The organism is Rhodoferax sp. ZS1R8 (genome assembly GCF_056521325.1).
In genome coordinates, this window is the sequence record NZ_JBWMBA010000004.1 from 1 (window position 1) to 18,121 (window position 18,121).

An 18,121-nucleotide genomic window follows, 5' to 3' on the forward strand; every position below is an offset into this window, starting at 1 on the left:
ATGTGATTGCCGGTATATCCGGTACGGTCTGGCGACCGCGCCCATGGTCGTCCACTGCTGCCACTGCCGCTGGTGCCAGCGAGAGTCCGGCGCTGCGTTTGCGATCAACGCGATGTATGAGTCGGACAGGGTTGTGCAAAACGGCAACGAGCCTGAAGTGGTCAACACGCCGTCTGCAAGCGGTGCCGGCCAGAAGATCGCCAGGTGTCCGGTGTGCCGCGTCGCGGTATGGAGTCACTATGCCGGTTCCGGTCCCGTGACCAAGTTCGTGCGCGTCGGGACGCTCGATTGCCCAGACCTGATGCCCCCAGACGTCCACATCTTCACCAAGTTCAAGCAGCCTTGGGTCATCATTCCTCCGAACGCACCCGCCTTCGCGGAATATTACGAACCGGAAGTAGTTTGGTCTGCCGCGGCTCTTGCGCGTCGGCATGAACTTCTGCCGCAAATTGAGGCATATCAAGCGGCGCGGCGCTGAAATGTTCAATTCCAGCCGCCGGCCGGCCCCGGCGGACCTTGGTGTCAAGCCTGCTTAGCCCGCGCATTGCTGGCCATCACCCCATCCCGCGCCAACGCTTGCGCGGTTTGCACCGCAGCAATCCACTTCTCGGTACTGACCACCGCGGCAAAGTTCGACTCAAACACCACGCTGAACACCCGGTGAATCTCTTCCGCCGTGGCTCGTCCCGCCGCGTTGGCATAAGGCACAGAACCGGTAGCATCGGACAAAAACTCGGCGCTCAAGCCCAGGTGGCGGGCCTCAAACAGCGTGGAGGCATTGCAGTTGTGCGTCATGTAGCCCACCACGCTTATCGTATTGATGTCGCGCTCTGCCAGCCAACTAGCCAAGCCAGTGTTGGTAAAGGCGCTGGGCAATGTCTTGTGGATGTGGTGGTCTGATGCCCGGCTGGCCACCACGTCGTGGATTTTCCAGCCCTGCGTGCCTTTGCCGAAGCCGTCCTCTTGCACCACCACGGTAGGTATGCCTGCTGCGCGCGCTGCATCCATGGCCTGGCCGATGCGCACCAGCGATTCCTGCACCGGTGGGTATTCGATCAGCAGCGGGCCGTCGGCGTAAATGTTTTGTACATCCACCACGATGAGCGCGCGGCGGGGTGGGGTAGGTGTTGTTGTGGTCTGGGTCATGGTGATGGCGGCTTTCTGTTGTGTGGGTTTGGGGCTGACGGTGTGCCTGGCCCATGGGTTGAATTGTTCCGCCAGCGACCCTTTCTGAACAGTGGCCCAGTTGACAATATTCGATAGAATCGGGCCATGCCACGTAAAAAGCCCACCCAGAATCAGCGCAGCGCCTCCACGGTGGCGGTGCTGGCTTTTGACGCTATCAGCCTGTTCCACTTGTCGGTGCCTTGCCTGGTGTTTGGCGAAAATAGCTCAGATGCTGGCATGCCCGCGTTGACGCTGAAGGTTTGCGCGGCCGAACCCGCCCCCTTGCGCAGCACGGCCGGTATTGCCGTTCAGGCGCCTTTTGGCCTGGACGATCTTTGTGATGCAGGCACGGTCATCGTGCCGTCGTGGCGCGACCCTATGCAGCCCGCCCCACAGGCCATGCTGGACGCACTGCGCCAGGCCCACGCAGGCGGCGCGCGTATTGTGGGCCTGTGCCTCGGGGCCTTTGTGCTGGCGGATGCGGGCCTGCTGCATGGGCGCAGCGCCACAACGCATTGGCTGTGTGCCGATCGCTTTGCGCAGCGCTATCCCACCGTCGGCCTAGACCGCGATGTGCTGTATGTGGACGAGGGTGATGTGGTCACGTCTGCCGGCACGGCCGCGGGTCTGGACTGCTGCCTGCACCTGCTGCGCAGTGATTGGGGAGCCGAGGTGGCCAACCGCGTGGCGCGGCGCATGGTGTTGGCGCCGCATCGCCAGGGCGGGCAGGCGCAGTTCATACAACAGTCCCTGCCGGTGTCTGGTGCTGGGCACCGCTTGTCGACGGTGCTCGATGGCGTGTTGGCCACGCTCGACCAAGCCCATAGTCTGGACGATCTGGCCGCCCGCTCGGCTATGGGCCGGCGCACGTTTACCCGCCACTTCCGCCAGCTCACTGGCACCACCGTGGGCCAATGGCTGCTGAACCAGCGCTTGGCGTTGGCGCAGCGGCTGCTGGAGACCACGGACCGCTCCATTGACGCGGTGGCGGCTGATGCCGGGCTGGGCACCGCCGCGTCGTTGCGGCAGCACTTTGCGGCCACATTCAACATATCGCCGTCGGCCTACCGGCGACAATTTGGCACAGGGGGTCAACATGGGTTTTGAAATTGAACGCAAATTCCTGGTGCTGGGCGATGCCTGGCGCGTGGCGGGTGGCACACGCATCTGCCAGGGCTACCTGAACGGCGACAAGCACAGAACGGTGCGCGTGCGCATCGCGGGCGACCAGGCTTATCTCACCGTCAAGGGCGCCACGCAGGGCAACACGCGGGCCGAGTTTGAGTACGCGATCCCGGTGACCGATGCCGAGCAATTACTGGCCCTATGTGATGGCCCCACCGTTGAAAAAATCCGCCGCAACATCGCGCATGGTGATCACGTGTGGGAGGTGGATGAGTTCACAGGTCAGAACGCGGGTCTGGTGGTGGCCGAGATCGAGCTGGCTTCTGAGAACGAGACATTTGTCAAACCCCCGTGGGTGGGGCGCGAGGTGAGCGACGACGCCCGCTACTTCAACTCCCAACTGGCGACCAACCCGTATTCCAATTGGCGCGACCAAGCTGCCACCAACTGAAGCTCCCACCGCTATGCTGACGATTCCTCCTCGTTTTATGGCCGCTTGCCTGGCCGTGCTGTCGCTGGGTGCCCAAGCGGCGCCCCCTTCCGCTGGCCTGAGCTTTTCGCACAACGACTGGCAACTGGTGTGTGACAACACCCGCACCTGCAGGGCCGCGGGCTACAACGCCGACGGTGATGCCAACCCGGTGAGCGTGCTGCTGACGCGCAAAGCCGGGCCGGGCCAGGCGGTGACCGGCCAGCTGATGCTTGGCGACTACGGCACAGATGGCAACGCGGCCAAGCTGCCAGCGGTACTCAAGCTCAGCATGCGCGTGAACGGACGTGCTGTGGGGCAGATCGTCATTGAAACCAAGGATACGATGTCGGTCGACCTGTCCACCACGCAAGTCAATGCCCTGCTGGCAGCGTTGCCACGCGCCAGCACCATCGAATGGGTGGCGGGTAGCAACAGTTGGCAACTGTCAGACAAGGGTGCTGCTGCCGCGCTGCTGAAGATGGATGAGTTCCAGGGCCGCATGGGCACCACCGGTGCGCTTATCAAGAAAGGTCCGCGCGGCGATGAAGCTGTGGTGCCAGCCTTGCCCGCACCGGTGGTCGTAGCCGTTGTACCGGCAAAGCCGCAACTGGGTGACGCACAGTTCGCCAAGAAACACGCAAAGGCCCTGCGCGCTGCGCTGCTACCCACGGTGGAGAAAGACGGCAACTGCTCCAAGCTCACCGAGCCCGAGGAGGGTGCCCAGGATGAGCTGTCCGTCTACCGGCTGAACGCCAACAAATTGCTGGTCTCCATGCCCTGCTGGCAAGGCGCCTACAACTTCGGTGCCGGGTTTTGGGTCATCAACCAAGCGCCCCCATTCAAGCCGGTACTGGTGACCGATTCGGGCTCGGACTACAGCGATGGCAGCATTTCGGCGTCCCTCAAGGGGCGGGGCCTGGGTGACTGCTGGTCTACCGATACCTGGACCTGGGACGGAAAGGATTTCGTCCACACCGAGTCATCCAGCAGCGGCATGTGCAAGCTGATCGCAACCGGTGGGGCATGGAGTCTTCCCACCATCGTCACCGCGCCGGTACGCTCCAGCCAGTAGATGACCGCATTGCAGCCCCTGCTTGCCGACATACGCCAATGCCGCCTGTGTGAAGCGCATTTGCCGTTCGGACCGCGCCCGGTCTTGCAGGCGTCGACCAGTGCGCGCATCCTGATCGCCGGCCAGGCGCCGGGGCGCAAGGTGCACGCCTCTGGCCAACCGTTTACCGATGCCAGCGGCGACCGTCTGCGCCATTGGCTGGGCTTGTCGGCCGATGTCTTTTACGACGTCGGTCGTGTGGCCATTGTGCCAATGGGCTTTTGCTTTCCCGGCACCGGCCGGTCGGGCGATTTGCCGCCGCGCCCGGAGTGCGCACAGCGCTGGCTGGGCCCGGTGCTCGGTGAACTGCCGCAAGTGCAACTGACGCTGGCGATTGGCCAGTATGCGCAGGCCTACCATCTGCCAGGCCCGGCCCGCCCGGTTACCCAAGCGGTGCAAGACTGGCGCACGCATTGGCCCCGCCTGGTGCCGCTGCCGCATCCCAGCCCGCGCAATAACCGTTGGCTGCGCATGAACCCGTGGTTTGAAGCGGAGCTATTGCCCGAGCTAAAACTCCGCGTGGCAGAGGTGCTGGCGATCAAGCCCCTGCACTCGCCGGCCTGAACCGGCTGGGGTTGGCGCCCGCCACCCGGCGCATCAGCCGCCGCAGTGCAGTGGCATCCTGGTACCCCACGGCAGCAGCAACCTGTTCCACCGTCATACGGCTGCCTTCCAGCAGCGCGCGCGCCCGGCGCTGCTTGACGCTTTGCACCAGCGCCAGCGTGCTTTTGCCGGTAGCCTTTTGCACATGGCGTGACAGCGTGCGTTCGGACATGCAGAACTCTTGAGCCAGTTCACCGATTTTGGGTGGCACTGGCAGCGCGGCTTCAATACGCGCGGCCAGTCGGCCCACCAGATCGTCGCCGCTGGAGAAGGCCTCAGGGACGATGAACGGCGCTTGGGCCTGACGACCGTCGAGCAGCAGCACGCGTGAGATGGCATCTACCAGCGCCGCGCCACACAGCTTGCGCAACAGGTGCAGCATCAGATCAGTCTGCGCGAACGCGGCGCCCGCTGTGATGACGTTACCCTGGTCGCAGACCATGCGGTCGGCGTCGACCTGGCAGCTGGGCTCTATGCGCTGCAACTCCGGCGCCAGCCACCAGGTGGTAGTGGCGCGCTTGTGCTGCAACAGTCCCGCGGCCTGCAACAGGAATGCGCCGGAGCACGATGCTGCCACCGTGCTACCCGCCTGCGCATGCTTGCGCAGCGCGCTGATGGCTGCCGTAGCGTCATCCATTGCAAAGCGCCGCGTAACAGCCGCTGGCGTGTTCAGCCCCAGGCCGGGCACCACCCAAACCGACGTGTCCGCTGCTGCGGGGCGGCGGGGCAGACGAGAGGTTTGGACACTGATGCCGCTCTGTAGCGCCACCGTGCCGCCGTCGACCGAGCACACGCGCCAGGTCGGTGGCGCAACACCATGCCGTGGTGCCATAGCAGCAGCCGCAGCCAATATGTCCAGCGAGGCCGCCACGCTGCTGGAGTAGGCGCCTTGCAATACCAGTATCGTGAAATCGTACATTGACTGAATACGCATTAAAACGGTCAAAAGCGACACTCGCATTGTGGCCTAGGCAATGCTGCAATACAAGCTCCTTTCAACCACTCCCACGGAGCTCCCTGCATGCCGAATATTGTTTTGAAGATTCCCAAGAACTCTTTTCCCGCAGCGCAGCGCGCTGCGCTGGTAAAAGGCATCAATGAGGCTGCTGCAACCGCCGAAGGCATACCCGCTGATCCCCGCAAGCGCTTTCTGTGCTGGGTACTGATCGACGAGATTGAGACTGGCAACTGGACCTGCGGCGGTGTAGATGTGACCAGCCAGTTCTTGCCCTGCATGGCCATCGTCCACATCCCCGATGGCGTGCTGGACGATGCCGCACGGGCCACCTACACGCGGTTGCTGCAGGCTGCATTCATGGGCGCGGTGCCAGCCGATGACAAACGCCAGCTGTTGACATCCGTCGTCTTCAACGCGGTGGACGATGGTGCATGGGGTGTGGGTGGCGCAGTCTGGCGCCTGCCGGACTTTGCCCGCGCCGCAGGGTTCACGCATTTGCAGCATTTGGTGGCCACTGTGCCGCAGGGAGTTTGACGATGGCAGCAACCGACGCAATGCTCGAGCACGACACGCTGGCCGACTTTGACCCCCGGCCCATCACGCTCGATGGCATCGGCAAGAAGGTCTACGTATCCGGCACCGGCCCCGCCGTCATAGTCATGACCGAGATGCCCGGCATCAGCCCACAGGTGGCACGCTTCGCCCGCTGGGTTCGCGATGCCGGGTTTACGGTCTACATGCCTTCGCTGTTTGGCACCGACGGCGCCGTGCCCGATGCCAGGGAGGGCATGGCCGTGCTGCAGCGGGCCTGCGTCAGCGCAGAGTTCCGCGCATTGGCGGCCAACCAGACCAGCCCGGTCACGCAGTGGCTGCGCGCGTTGGCCCGGCTGGCACACCAGCAGTGCGGTGGTCCGGGCGTGGGCGCCATTGGCATGTGCTTCACCGGCAACTTTGCGCTGACGATGATGCTGGAGTCTGCCGTGCTGGCACCGGTGCTGTCACAGCCTTCGCTGCCGTTCAACGACCCTGCGGGCCTGGAGATTGCGCCGGACGACTTGGCCGCCGTGCGCCAGCGGCTGGACCGGGACGACTTGACCGTGCTGGCCTACCGATTCGCTGGCGACAAGTTCTGCAAGGCCGAGCGCTTTGCCGCGTACCGGGCGGCCTTGGGCGATCGCTTTGTCGCACGTGTGCTGCCTGACAGCGCGGCACGCACCGAAGGACTGTCACCGTTCTTCGAACATGTGGTGGCCAGTCCGCACAGCGTGGTGACGGCGCACCTGATTGACGAGGCCGGCCAGCCGACGATTGCCGCACGTGACGAGATACTGGCGTTCTTCATCCGTAGGCTCATACCCTGACGCTTCAGGCGGTGCCCTATGTGGATGGGGCGACCTGCAAGCCGTACTTGGCGATCAGCTCCGCGCGCCGAGCAGGGTCAAAGTTGATCCTGCTGGGGTCGCGCTCCACCGCGGCCAGCAGGCGCTTGTCCATGACGGCAAACCATAGCGGCGGCACATAGGCCAGGGGGAACATGCCAAAGTAGCCATTTGGCAGTTGCGGCGCTTCTTCAAAATGCCGCAGGGACTGAAAGCGCCGCAGCGGATGCGCATGGTGGTCGGAATGGCGCTGCAGGTGAAAGGTAGCCCAGTTCGAGAACACATGGTTGCTGTTCCACGAATGCTGCGGTTTGCACGGCTCATACCGACCCTGCGCATTCTTTTGTCGCAGCAGCCCGTAGTGCTCGATGTAGTTGGCCGATGTGAGTTGGAAGTTGGACCACAGCGCCGCGGGCACCAAGAACCACAACACGCTTGTACCCAGCCATAAGCACAAGCTGCCCCACAGCAAGACCGTGATCACCGCCGGTTGCAAGATCTCGTTGTGCCATGACCAGAATGGCTGGCCGTCCACGCGCATGCGTGCACGTTCCAGGGTCCAAGCACGGCGGAAGGCGCCGGGCATCTCGCGCCACACGAATCGCCAGATGGATTCGCCCATGCGTGACGATGCAGGGTCTTCCGGTGTGGCCACATCGCGGTGGTGGCCACGGTTGTGCTCCACGGTGAAGTGCCCGTAGAACGTGGGCGCCAATATCAGCTTGGCCAGCCAGCGCTCCAGCGGCGCGCGTTTGTGGCCTATTTCATGTCCCAGATTGATACAAAAGCCACCCACCCCGCCGGTAGAGATGATCAAGCCCAGCATACCAAGCCAGGTCAGCGGCGCCGTTTGGCTGAACCACGCAGCGTAAATGAATGCACCCCACAGCAGGGGCACCAGGGCAAAGGTTACTCGGCGGTAGTACGGGTCTGCCTCCAGGCCTGGCACGGCCGACTCAGGTGGGTTGCTGGTGTCGGTTCCCAATACCAGGTCCAACAGCGGCGCGACCAAGTAGGTAAACACCACCGGTATCCACAGCATGGCAGTCATCGGCTGCCATTGCCACAGCAGGGGCCCCGCTGCGATCGACAGCGGTACCAGCAGCGACAGGACCCAAGCCAGGCGCTTGTTGTCGCGGTAGGGTGCAGCAGGCCCGGCAGGCCCGGCAGGCCCGGCAGGTTCGGTGGGTGGCAGCGGGGTGGATACGGTATAGGGCATTTTTGGAGTTCTCTTGTAGGTCCCGCAACAGACGCGCAGGGGGCACCACGCACAGCAGTGTGCCCTGCCGGAGTGTGGGTAACCACCGATTCCATTGCCACGAAATCGTCATAAAGTGCCAAGCTATGGTTTCCCCTAGTCCCGCCCCTGCAGGTCAATCCGGCGTGCACCCGGTGTATGCGCGCCTTTTGCGCATGCTCTTGGAAAGGGCCGATGTGGACAGCGACCGTGTTCTCGCCAGCGCCCACTTGCAATGGAGCACCCTGGTGCGGGATGAGACCCGACTGGAACCAGACACCGTGGTCTGTCTGGTCCAGGCCGCCATCGCCGCAACCGGCAAACCCTGGCTAGGGCTGGACTTGGGCTGGCAGGCACCCATTTCGGCACACGGTGATCTCGCCTATGCCGCCGTCACGGCCCCCGACGTGGGCACCGCCTTAGGCGTGCTTGCGCGGTACGGCGCACTGCGCGACGACACCTTCACTTGGACTCTTAGCCGTCATCCGCTAGGCGCGACGTTGCGAGCCGTTCAACGAACCGACTGGGGCGCTGCCAATACCTTTGTGATGGATACCGTGGTCGCTGCCTTTACGCGTGTCATAGAAGCATCGGTTGGCCAATGGCCCGATGGCGTGCGTCTGGACCTGCCTATTCCCAAGCCCCAATGGGCGGCACAGTATGCGCGCGTCTCGCCGCTGGAGGTGCAATTTGACCAACCGGTCTTGTCATTCACCTTTGCACACGCCACCCTGGCGTTACCGTGCATAGGCGCTGAGGCGCAGGCCCACGCCAACGCCTGTCGCGCGTGCGAAGAGACGCTTGCGGTTGCCACATTGGGCAGCTATACCCATCGCGTAGTGCACGCGCTGGCGAGGGTGGCAGTTGGGCGCTACCCGCAACTGGACGACGTTGCACAGCAGTGCGGAGTTTCCATCCGTACCCTGATGCGCCATTTGCGTGCCGAGGGCACTTCTTTCCAGGCTCTGTTGGACGCAGATCGCAAAGGCCGCGCCCAGTGGCTACTGATGCAGAAGAGCCTGAGCGTGGAGGAGGTGGCCGCCCAGTTGGGCTATGCCGACACATCCAACTTCAGCCGAACCGTGCGCCGCTGGTTTGGCGTGACGCCACGCGCCCTGCGGCAAGTACCGCCCCGCTGATCCGGCTACGATAGAAGGCTACCCAGCCCACACCAGGTGTTGACCCTATGTACTCCGTCCAGTTGATTCCCCGAGCGCCGCAGTCCGTTTTGCGCTTTCTCCTTGTCGCGGCTTTTCCGTTGATGGTGGCCGCGATGTCATCCGCGGCGGAGCCACCCAGTGCGCAAACCAATGACAAACCGGTGGCTCAGCCCGCGGGTTACGGTTCGCACGGCATGGCCGTGTTTGGCGGGCGCGACGGACTGTATGCATCGCATTTGCCAATGTTCCATGCACCGCATGACGCGCAAGTGCTGCTGCGCTTCCATCTTGCGGACGCCAGTGTGGACGCCAGTTTGCGCGCCCGGCTTGCGCTGCGGCCACAGTTGTGGACCCTGGATCCCGAGTTGTTTGATCTGCACAGGTTGGAGCCGGGCAATGAGCAGCCGTTAAAGCAATTCACCGCCCGCTTTGTGCAGGGGCACTTCGAGCGCGGAGGTGTGGAGCGCTTTACGGGACAAACGGTGGTCGTGGATGAAGTGCTGCTGTTCAAAAACCTGGACTTCAAAACTGCGGTTGACGGCAAAGTCGCCCACAGCGCTGGAAGTTATCTGCTGCTTGGGGGTGCGCGCGAATTTTTTGCGGTGAAGGAGATTGATCGCCGCCCCGACTTTGACACCATCGTGGCGATGAAGCCTCTACCGCATGCCAAAAAAATCAAGGATGCGGGCGGGCAAGAGCGCACGCCCGTTCGGCGCTTTTTGCTACCCACCGACGATTTGAAGGCCCCCACACTGTTGTCTCTGCAAACGGCGTTGCAGACGCAAGGCGGGGTGCTTAAAGTGGGCAAGACGCTGTACTTCGAGACAGAAGACCTGAAATAAAAAGTCTGGTGCTGGAGCGCCAGAGATTAAGGGCTGCGTATTGACTTTGTTTCATGTGTCAGATATTATTGACACGTGACAGACAAACCATTTCAACCCAGTGGCGATGAGTTGCTGGCAATGCTGGCGGCGCTAGCCAACCCGCATCGGCTGCGCATCATTGCGGCTCTGCAGACCGACGGGCGCAACTACATCAGCCAGCTTGCGCGGGAGCTCGGTATCAGCCGCCCACTGCTTCATTTACACCTGCAGAAACTGCTGGATGCCGGTCTGGTCAGCAGCCAACTCGAACTATCGGCCGATGGCAAAGCCCTGAACTACTTTGAAGCGGCCGGCTTTCTATTTGAACTGTCACCGGCGGCTATTGCCCAGGCGGCCAAGTCACTTTCCACCAACCCAGAACCCTAGAGGCATTTATGTCCGCGACCATTTTCTTGACCACCATTTCACTGCCGCTACTGACGATCGTATTGGTCTTCGCCATGCGCTACTTTTCAGCCGTACAACAGGCAAAAGCGCGTCTGGCGAATGACCAGGCCTACCAGCAGATTGCCACTACGGCGGTCACGGCCCAGGCCGACTCGGCGGCAGCGCTGGCAGACATGGCAGTATCGTTGGCCGACATAAAGACGCGCTTGGCCGCCGTTGAGCAAATTTTGAAGCAAGTGGGGTAGGCCAATGCATGGCGTTTCATTGTTGCGGTCGAGTTTTTTGCCATGAGAAGAATGCTACGTTTTCTGGGTTTCGGTCTCTTGGGCTTGATGGGCCTGCTGGCCTTGTGTGGGGCACTGTTTGGTTATTTCGTCTATTCGCCCGACCCCGCGTTGCCCCAGTTGTCGGGCACGCTGAGCAAGGCTTCCATCGAGGTGGATGGCCTCACGCGTACTTACCTGACCTACGTACCGCAGAAGCTGGCCAAAGGGTCGCCGCTGGTGGTTGTAATGCACGGCTCGGGCCAAAACGGCGCGCAAATTCGAATGGAGACGGGCTACGTTTTTGATCGCCTGGCCGACCAGCATGTTTTTGCGGTGGCCTACCCGAGCTCCCATAGTTTCGACTGGAACGATTGCACCAAAGTCGGTGACTTCAGCGTCAATGGTCGCACGGTCGACGATCTGGGGTTTCTGGGCGCGCTGGTCGACAAGCTGGTTGCCGACATCGGGGTCGACCGCAGCCGGGTGTTTGCTACCGGGGTGTCTGCGGGTGGGTTCATGTCGATTCGGCTGGCACTGGAAGCGCCCGCGCGGTTTCGCGCCGTGGCAGCGGTATCGGCCAACGTGCCGTCACCAGAAAACTTCAAATGCCAGCCGGTGGGGCCCGGCACTTCCGTCATGTTCTTGAACGGCAGACAAGATCCCCTGGTGCCGTTCGCCGGTGGAGAGGTCAACCTGCTGGGCCTGTTTTTCAAGGGCGGAAATGTCCGTTCGTCACCAGCGTCTGCGCAATATTTTGCGGATCTCAACCAACTCGCAGGCCCGCCCACAACAACCCAATCTTCCACGCTCGATGGCACGGGCGTCGAGCAACTGCGCTGGCAGAATGCGTCTAAGGTAGAGGTGGAACTGGTGGCCATTCAAGGCGGTGGCCATGGCCTGCCCCAGCCCCACTACCGCCGGGCGCGACTGCTTGGACCATCGCCGATGGCGCCTGACGGGCCCGCCATGATCTGGGCCTTTTTTGAGCGGCAGCTGCCATGAGCATTTTGCAAGTCAGCCCTGACAGCTCCGCGCTGGTGCATGTAGCGGCGGCCGTCGTGTTGTACCTGCATATCGGCGCGGGCAGCGTCGGTCTGCTGTGTGGCGCTGCTGCGTTGGCGCTGAGCAAGGGGTCCCGGCTACACCGGTTATCGGGTCGACTCTTTGTAGGTGCGATGCTGATCATGTCTGCGATTGGCGCCTGCGTGGCACCTTTTCTGCCGGTGCCAGAACGAGCAAGTGTGGTTGCCGGCGCGCTGACGTTTTATCTGGTGTTGACGGCGTGGACCGCCGTCAGACGCAAAGCCGGTCAGGGCGGCGCATTCGATGTGGCTGTGCTCTTGGCATCGGTCTGCCTTACGGCCACTGGCGTAGCGTTTATTTGGATGGCAGCGCAGAGCTCCACCGGCACGCTGGACGGCCAGCCGCGTGAGGCGTTTTACCTGTTCGTGCTGATCGGCACGATCGCGGTGGTTGGGGATGCCAGGCTCATCTTTAACCGGGGGGTGGCAGGCGCCGTGCGCATAGCCAGACACCTGTGGCGGATGTGTGCCGCTCTGTTCATAGCGACCGCATCTTTGTTCCAGGGGCAGCAGCAGGTGTTTGCGCAATCGCTGCGTGGCTCGCCGTGGTTGTTGGTACCGCTGGCGGTGGTGGTGGCGCTATTGCTATTCTGGCTGTGCCGCGTCTATTTCAGTGCCAGCTATTACCAACGCCGTGCTATTCCTACGCCATAGGTCGACGCCGTAGTGTTCGGCTGCTAGCAGCTCAGTCTGCGCCCGTGGTGGGTGCAGATCGCAGAAAGTCCCGGATCGCAAACAAAGTCTCATCCGGCGTTTCTGTCATCTGGTGGTGGCCCACCGCCAGGTTGACCACCTGCATGCGCTTGCCCGCTGCTTTGGCCTTGGCGATCAGCGGTTGCGCCGCCTTGGCTGCGGTCATCTGGTCTTGGGCACCCAGCACAAACAGCACGGGGCAGGTGAGGGCTTCCATCGCCGCATCGCCGCTCGCATAGCTATCGCAGGCCACAAAACCGCGGTGAAACACATTGACTTCGGTGTTGCTGGCCAGTACACGCCGCCCCAGCGCCATGCTGCTACCAAACACCCAAGTGCCGGGGCCCAGCGCCGACGGTGGCGCGGCCAGCGTGCTGCGCGAGAACACGTTGATCATGTTCAGCGCCTTTAGCGGGTCGTTCAATGAGGTTTCGATCAGCACGGGCGATACCTTCATCGGGAAGGCCGTGCCGACCAGCACCAGGTGGGTAACGCGGTCCTTCAGCCGCGATGCGGCCTCTAGTGCAATCAGCGAGCCCCAGCTATGGCCCACCAGCGCGGCGCTCTCAATGCCTGCGGCATCCAGCAGCGCAGCGATAAAGTCTGCTGCTGCCTCCACTGTGGAGGGTGCCTCGCCCGCGCTGCGGCAGTGGCCGGGTAGGTCCACTGCCAACACGTTGTATCCGTGGTTGGCCAGGTAGCGGCTTTGCAGGCCCCACACGCTGTGGTCATTGAGCACACCGTGGATGAAGACTACCGTGGGTTTGGTGGCGTCCAGTGTCTTGCCGCCGGTGTAGCAGTAGGTCTGGGCGTTGTTGACAGTGAGGTACATGTGCGTGCTCTTCAGGAATGTTCAGAGGCAAATCGGCCTGCAGCCCTCGCGGGATGTGCGTAAGCAGCTATCGAATGCATAGCGGATGTCGAAAGATAAGGTGCAGTGCTCATGCCTTCTCCGCCGCTTTCAAGGCCCGTTTCAGGTCATCAATCAGATCGTCTACGTCCTCCAGGCCGATCGACAGGCGGATCGTGCCCTGCGTGATGCCGGCACCAGCCAGCGCTTCATCCGTCATGCGGAAATGGGTGGTGCTAGCCGGGTGGATCACCAAGCTGCGGCAGTCGCCCACATTGGCCAGGTGGCTGAACACCTTCAGCGTTTCGATGAACTTCTTGCCCTGCTCGCGGTTGCCTTTCAGGTCGAAGCTGAACACCGATCCCGCGCCCTTGGGCAGCAGCTGCTTCGCCAGTGCGTGGCTGGGGTGGCTGTCCAGCAGCGGGTGGCCAACACGGCCGACAAACGCTTGGCTGGCCAGGAACTGCACCACCTTTTCGGTGTTACGCATGTGGCGTTCCATGCGCAGGCCGAGGGTTTCGACGCCCTGCAAAATTAGCCAGGCCGTGTGCGGACTCATGCAAGCGCCAAAGTCGCGCAGGCCCTCGCGACGGGCGCGCAGCAGGAAGGCGCCGACCGTGCTTTCCTCACTGAAGTTCATGTTGTGGAAGCCCTCGTACGGCGCGGCCAGTTCTTCGAACTTGCCGGATTGGGCATAGGCGCGCGCCCAATCAAAGCTGCCACCATCGATGACGATGCCGCCGACCACGGTGCCGTGGCCGCTCAGGAACTTGGTGGCCGAGTGGTAGACCAGATCGGCGCCCAGCTCCAGAGGCTTCATCAACCAGGGGGAGGTGAGGGTGGAGTCCACCAGCAGCGGCACACCTGCCTCGTGCGCTATTGCCGAGACAGTGGGAATGTCCAGCACGTCCAGCCCGGGGTTGCCCACGGTTTCGCCAAACAGCAGCTTGGTATTGGGGCGGATGGCAGCTTTCCAACCATCCATATCTCCGGGTTTGACAAAGGTGGTGTCGATGCCAAAGCGGCGCATCGTGTAGTGCAATAAGTTTTGGGAGCCGCCATACAGCGCCGTACTGGCCACGATGTGCGAGCCTGCGCCCATCAGCGTTGCGATGCTCAGGTGCAGCGCCGCCTGGCCGCTGGCGGTTGTTATAGCGCCTATGCCACCTTCGAGTGCCGCCACGCGCTGCTCCAGCACCGCATTGGTCGGATTGCTGATGCGGCTGTATACGTGTCCCGCACGTTCCAGGTTGAACAGCGATTGCGCGTGCTCGCTGGACTCGAACACGAAAGAGGTGGTCAGGTGGATAGGCGTGGCGCGGGCGCCGGTGGTGGGGTCGGGGGCGGCACCCGCGTGCAGGGCCAAAGTGTCGAAACCGGGATCAGCGTAACCGGGCATGTCATGCCTCCCGACGAGCCGCCTCTAGGGAGGCATGCGCCCCCTTGGGGGGCAGTGAACGAATGCGAGCTTGGGGGTGCATAGTTGCTCCAAAAAATTTCTTCCGATTGTGGGCTATATTTAGGTGAGATCCTTTATCCATGCGCCACGGGAAAACACCATGAAAGTCAGCGATATTCTGCGCGTCAAGGGCGGCACGCTTTACACCACCACTCCAGAAGACTCGCTGGCAGACGCAGCACAGCTGATGGCGGAGAAAGACATTGGCTCGCTGGTCGTCATTGCCCACGGGCTGGTGGTCGGCATGCTGTCTTTTCGCGAGGTGATCCAGGCCACCGTCAAAAACGGCGGAACGTTCGGGACCACCAGTGTCTACCGCGCCATGGATTCCGGCCCGCTGATCTGCACGATGGAAACCGAACTGGACGAAGTACGCCGCATGATGCTGGAGCGCCACGCCCGCTACATGCCGGTTATCAATAACCGCATGCTGATGGGCGTCATCAGTTTTTATGACGTAGCCAAGGCCGTGGTGGACAGCCAGAATTTCGAGAACAAGATGCTCAAGGCCTACATCCGCGATTGGCCGGAGGGCGAGGGCGCTACGCCGGATTGAGTAGGCGCGGGCGATGTGACGCTGCCGCCCCCCTTTTTTCACCGCAAATCACACCAGAAAGGAGCAAGCATCATGAACCTCAACGCTGTCCGAGTCTTTGTCTGGGACATCGCGCAAGCAAGACAGTTCTACGAGGAACACTCGGCCTGCCTCTAAAGGCGAACAGAACAGAGTCCGGCTACTGTGTGTTTAGCGCTGGCAACGCCGAATTGGTCGTCGAGTCCGTTGGCACTGAAGCCACGGACGACGAGCAGGTGCTTGTTGGTCGGTTCACTGGTCTATCCTTCGCGGTGGAGGACGTGCAGGCTAAACATGAGGAGTTCGTTTCACGTGGGGTGGTGTTTTCAGGCATGCCCGAGAAGCAAATCTGGGGCGGCATCATCGCCACGCTTCGCGACCCAGCAGGAAACGAGCTGCAAATTACGCAATATCCGTTGGCCTAACGCCCCGCCATGTGCGGGGCAAGGCTGAACCTGTCCCGTTGCTCTGGGATAATTGCTACCTATGAGCGGAAACACCTTCGGAACCCTATTCGCAGTCACCAACTTTGGTGAATCCCACGGCCCAGCCATTGGCTGCGTGATTGACGGCTGCCCCCCGGGCATGGCGCTGAGTGAGGCAGACATCCAGGGCGACCTGGACCGCCGCCGCCCCGGCACCAGCCGCCACGTCACCCAGCGCAACGAGCCCGACGCCGTACAGATCTTGAGTGGTGTGTACGAGGGCAAGACCACCGGCACGCCAATCGCGCTGTTGATCCAGAACACCGACCAGCGCAGCAAGGACTACGGCAACATTCTCGAATCCTTCCGCCCCGGCCATGCCGACTACAGCTACTTCCAGAAATACGGCATACGCGACCCGCGCGGCGGTGGCCGCTCCAGCGCCCGCCTGACCGCGCCCATGGTGGCGGCCGGTGCGGTGGCCAAGAAGTGGTTGTTCGAGCAATACGGCACCGTCTTTCGCGGTTGCATGGCCCAGATTGGCGATGTGGTCATCCCGTTCGAATCGTGGGAGCACGTGCCCAACAACCCGTTCTTTGCCCCGGTGGCCGATGTGCAGTCGCTGGAGGACTACATGGACGCATTGCGCAAGGCCGGTGACTCCTGCGGTGCCCGCATCCGCGTGACTGCCAGTCGCGTGCCAGTGGGCTTGGGCGAGCCGCTGTTCGACAAGATGGACTCGGACATTGCCTACGCAATGATGGGCATCAACGCCGTCAAGGGCGTGGAGATTGGTGCCGGCTTTGCCAGTGTGGCGCAGCGGGGCACCACGCATGGCGATTCGCTGACACCCAACGGCTTTGCGACCAACAATGCAGGTGGCGTGCTGGGCGGCATTTCCACCGGGCAGGACCTGGAGGTCAGCATTGCGATCAAGCCGACCAGCTCCATCATCACGCCGCGCGATTCCATCGATGTGGCGGGCAACCCTACCCAAGTGATCACCAAGGGCCGCCACGACCCCTGCGTGGGCATTCGCGCCACGCCGATCGCCGAGGCCATGCTGGCCCTGGTGGTCATGGAGCATGCGCTGCGCAACCGCGCCCAGTGCGGTGACGTGGTGCCGGGGTTGACGCCGATCCCGTCGCAGGCCTGAGCCCGAATATTTTGATCAAATCGGGCTCTAGCCCTCGTGCAGTGTGCGTAAGCAGCTATCGAATTCATAGTGATTTACAGGCCTTCCATCCGTTTGCTGAAAGTACCCGATGACGATGAAAACCGTGTTTGTGCTCAATGGCCCCAACCTGAACCTGCTGGGCACGCGTGAGCCGCAGGTGTATGGCTCCCAGACCCTGGCCGACGTGCAAACGCTGTGCGAACATGTTTGCAAGACCTACGGCTTCGCGCTGGATTTCCGCCAGACCAACCACGAGGGCACGCTGGTCGACTGGCTGCACGAGGCCGGGCGCCTGCACGCAGCGGGCACGCTGGCAGGCGTGGTGCTCAACGCCGGCGCCTACACCCATACCAGCGTGGCGCTGCACGACGCTATCAAGGGCACAGGCATCACATTGATCGAGCTGCACATCAGCAACGTCCACGCCCGCGAGGCGTTCCGCCACCATTCCTACATCTCTGCGGCGGCCAAGGCCGTCGTGGCGGGTTTTGGGGTCAATGGCTATGCGCTGGCCATATCCGGATTGGCCGGCCTAGCTGGTACGCAGTAGGTAAGGCGGAGCCCGCCAGCTGCAGCCTGAAAGCTGAGCAATTTTTGCGCTGGCACATTTACCGATTCGGTAAGTTTTACACGGCAACCTGTCGCGACCGCCAAATTTTTACATCCCTGTGGACGTAAAAAAAGCAAGCGTGTCTCCACGCTTGCTTGAATTGGGCCAATGCTTCTTATGAAGAAACTTGGGGCTTAGCGGTTTGCGCCGCCCGATCCTCCCTTGTTTCCGCCTTGGCCACCTTGTCCGCCGTGGCTCTTCTTGCCAGCTTCGCTGGCCTCTTCCGATGTGAACTGGTGTGCGTTACCGCTCTCATGCGCAGCACGGCCGCCCTCGCTGGCGATCTCGCGCTGGCGTTGGGGGTCCATTGACGCAAAGCCTTGGCCTCCGCGCCCTTGGTTGCCGCCTTGGCTTCCTTTTTCGGAACCGCCGCCACTATTGTTCGAATTTGCCATGTGAACTCTCCTATGAAATTGGTTGATGGCTCTCAGAGCCGCCTGAGCAACTTGATGGATTTATCAGGTCGCACTCTTAGCGTGGCAATGGGCGTGCCTGCCCTGCA

General features: G+C 62.2%; 23 protein-coding genes. 17 read left to right on the forward strand and 6 right to left on the reverse strand.

The window, feature by feature from the left end; translation table 11 throughout:
* Window positions 1-478 (forward strand): GFA family protein (locus AC097P_RS14190; RefSeq protein WP_479611082.1); only part of this gene is annotated, 478 nt, incomplete at its 5' end.
* A 44-nt stretch (window positions 479-522) separates the two neighbouring features.
* Here AC097P_RS14190 and AC097P_RS14195 read toward each other — a convergent pair.
* On the reverse strand, window positions 523-1,146 hold the full coding sequence (locus AC097P_RS14195) for a cysteine hydrolase family protein (RefSeq protein ID WP_479611083.1): 624 nt from the start codon (window positions 1,144-1,146) through the stop codon (window positions 523-525).
* Window positions 1,147-1,272: 126 nt separating this feature from the next.
* Between AC097P_RS14195 and AC097P_RS14200 the strand changes: the two genes are divergently transcribed.
* The 4 genes from AC097P_RS14200 to AC097P_RS14215 are packed head-to-tail and all read left to right on the forward strand — an operon-like array spanning window position 1,273 to window position 4,439.
* The gene (locus AC097P_RS14200; RefSeq protein ID WP_479611084.1) at window positions 1,273-2,274 is read left to right on the forward strand and encodes a helix-turn-helix domain-containing protein; all 1,002 of its coding nucleotides are present in this window, start codon (window positions 1,273-1,275) and stop codon (window positions 2,272-2,274) included.
* On the forward strand, window positions 2,264-2,743 hold the full coding sequence (locus AC097P_RS14205) for a CYTH domain-containing protein (RefSeq protein WP_479611085.1): 480 nt from the start codon (window positions 2,264-2,266) through the stop codon (window positions 2,741-2,743). The genes AC097P_RS14200 and AC097P_RS14205 overlap by 11 nt, the downstream gene beginning before the upstream one ends.
* Before the next feature lie 13 nt (window positions 2,744-2,756).
* The gene (locus tag AC097P_RS14210) at window positions 2,757-3,836 is read left to right on the forward strand and encodes a DUF1176 domain-containing protein (protein WP_479611086.1); all 1,080 of its coding nucleotides are present in this window, start codon (window positions 2,757-2,759) and stop codon (window positions 3,834-3,836) included.
* Window positions 3,837-4,439 carry a uracil-DNA glycosylase family protein gene (locus AC097P_RS14215; protein WP_479611087.1) on the forward strand — a complete coding sequence of 201 codons (603 nt, stop codon included), beginning with the start codon at window positions 3,837-3,839 and terminating at the stop codon, window positions 4,437-4,439.
* Here the strand turns inward: AC097P_RS14215 and AC097P_RS14220 are convergent.
* Window positions 4,414-5,412: a GlxA family transcriptional regulator gene (locus tag AC097P_RS14220; RefSeq protein ID WP_479611088.1), complete on the reverse strand. Its 999-nt coding sequence runs from the start codon at window positions 5,410-5,412 to the stop codon at window positions 4,414-4,416. The genes AC097P_RS14215 and AC097P_RS14220 overlap by 26 nt on opposite strands.
* Before the next feature lie 87 nt (window positions 5,413-5,499).
* On the opposite strand from AC097P_RS14220, the gene AC097P_RS14225 reads away from it, so the two are divergent.
* Entirely contained in the window at window positions 5,500-5,970 is a 471-nt protein-coding gene (locus tag AC097P_RS14225) for a tautomerase family protein (protein ID WP_479611089.1), read from the forward strand.
* A gap of 2 nt (window positions 5,971-5,972) precedes the next feature.
* Entirely contained in the window at window positions 5,973-6,797 is an 825-nt protein-coding gene (locus AC097P_RS14230) for a dienelactone hydrolase family protein (protein WP_479611090.1), read from the forward strand.
* Window positions 6,798-6,813: 16 nt separating this feature from the next.
* Here AC097P_RS14230 and AC097P_RS14235 read toward each other — a convergent pair whose 3' ends face one another.
* Entirely contained in the window at window positions 6,814-8,034 is a 1,221-nt protein-coding gene (locus AC097P_RS14235; protein ID WP_479611091.1) for an alkane 1-monooxygenase, read from the reverse strand.
* 125 nt (window positions 8,035-8,159) lie between these two features.
* Between AC097P_RS14235 and AC097P_RS14240 the strand changes: the two genes are divergently transcribed.
* The 6 genes from AC097P_RS14240 to AC097P_RS14265 all read left to right on the forward strand — a co-directional run bounded on the left by AC097P_RS14240 (window position 8,160) and on the right by AC097P_RS14265 (window position 12,485).
* On the forward strand, window positions 8,160-9,191 hold the full coding sequence (locus tag AC097P_RS14240) for an AraC family transcriptional regulator (RefSeq protein ID WP_479611092.1): 1,032 nt from the start codon (window positions 8,160-8,162) through the stop codon (window positions 9,189-9,191).
* A gap of 47 nt (window positions 9,192-9,238) precedes the next feature.
* Window positions 9,239-10,054, forward strand: coding sequence for a hypothetical protein (locus tag AC097P_RS14245; protein WP_479611093.1), 816 nt, complete (start codon window positions 9,239-9,241; stop codon window positions 10,052-10,054).
* A 75-nt stretch (window positions 10,055-10,129) separates the two neighbouring features.
* The gene (locus AC097P_RS14250) at window positions 10,130-10,462 is read left to right on the forward strand and encodes an ArsR/SmtB family transcription factor (protein WP_479611094.1); all 333 of its coding nucleotides are present in this window, start codon (window positions 10,130-10,132) and stop codon (window positions 10,460-10,462) included.
* Between the two features lie 8 nt (window positions 10,463-10,470).
* Window positions 10,471-10,728, forward strand: coding sequence for a hypothetical protein (locus AC097P_RS14255; protein ID WP_479611095.1), 258 nt, complete (start codon window positions 10,471-10,473; stop codon window positions 10,726-10,728).
* Between the two features lie 51 nt (window positions 10,729-10,779).
* On the forward strand, window positions 10,780-11,751 hold the full coding sequence (locus AC097P_RS14260) for a CE1 family esterase (protein WP_479611096.1): 972 nt from the start codon (window positions 10,780-10,782) through the stop codon (window positions 11,749-11,751).
* Window positions 11,748-12,485 (forward strand): hypothetical protein, encoded by a 738-nt coding sequence (locus AC097P_RS14265; protein WP_479611097.1) that lies wholly within the window; start codon window positions 11,748-11,750, stop codon window positions 12,483-12,485. Before AC097P_RS14260 ends, AC097P_RS14265 begins: the two co-directional genes overlap by 4 nt.
* 31 nt (window positions 12,486-12,516) lie before the next feature.
* On the opposite strand, the gene AC097P_RS14270 is transcribed toward AC097P_RS14265, so the two are convergent.
* Together AC097P_RS14270 and AC097P_RS14275 are read right to left on the reverse strand one after the other, a co-directional pair.
* On the reverse strand, window positions 12,517-13,356 hold the full coding sequence (locus AC097P_RS14270) for an alpha/beta fold hydrolase (RefSeq protein ID WP_479611098.1): 840 nt from the start codon (window positions 13,354-13,356) through the stop codon (window positions 12,517-12,519).
* 109 nt (window positions 13,357-13,465) lie between these two features.
* Entirely contained in the window at window positions 13,466-14,773 is a 1,308-nt protein-coding gene (locus AC097P_RS14275) for an O-acetylhomoserine aminocarboxypropyltransferase (protein ID WP_479611099.1), read from the reverse strand.
* A gap of 160 nt (window positions 14,774-14,933) precedes the next feature.
* Between AC097P_RS14275 and AC097P_RS14280 the strand changes: the two genes are divergently transcribed.
* From AC097P_RS14280 to aroQ, 4 genes are all read left to right on the forward strand, one after another.
* Window positions 14,934-15,389 (forward strand): CBS domain-containing protein, encoded by a 456-nt coding sequence (locus AC097P_RS14280; RefSeq protein WP_479611100.1) that lies wholly within the window; start codon window positions 14,934-14,936, stop codon window positions 15,387-15,389.
* Entirely contained in the window at window positions 15,386-15,832 is a 447-nt protein-coding gene (locus tag AC097P_RS14285; protein WP_479611641.1) for a VOC family protein, read from the forward strand. The genes AC097P_RS14280 and AC097P_RS14285 overlap by 4 nt, the downstream gene beginning before the upstream one ends.
* A gap of 61 nt (window positions 15,833-15,893) precedes the next feature.
* Window positions 15,894-16,988 carry a chorismate synthase gene (gene aroC / locus AC097P_RS14290; protein WP_479611101.1) on the forward strand — a complete coding sequence of 365 codons (1,095 nt, stop codon included), beginning with the start codon at window positions 15,894-15,896 and terminating at the stop codon, window positions 16,986-16,988.
* Between the two features lie 115 nt (window positions 16,989-17,103).
* Window positions 17,104-17,559: a type II 3-dehydroquinate dehydratase gene (aroQ, locus tag AC097P_RS14295; RefSeq protein WP_479611642.1), complete on the forward strand. Its 456-nt coding sequence runs from the start codon at window positions 17,104-17,106 to the stop codon at window positions 17,557-17,559.
* Window positions 17,560-17,753: 194 nt separating this feature from the next.
* Here the strand turns inward: aroQ and AC097P_RS14300 are convergent, their stop codons facing one another.
* The gene (locus tag AC097P_RS14300; protein WP_479611102.1) at window positions 17,754-18,014 is read right to left on the reverse strand and encodes a KGG domain-containing protein; all 261 of its coding nucleotides are present in this window, start codon (window positions 18,012-18,014) and stop codon (window positions 17,754-17,756) included.
* Window positions 18,015-18,121: the final 107 nt, after the last annotated feature.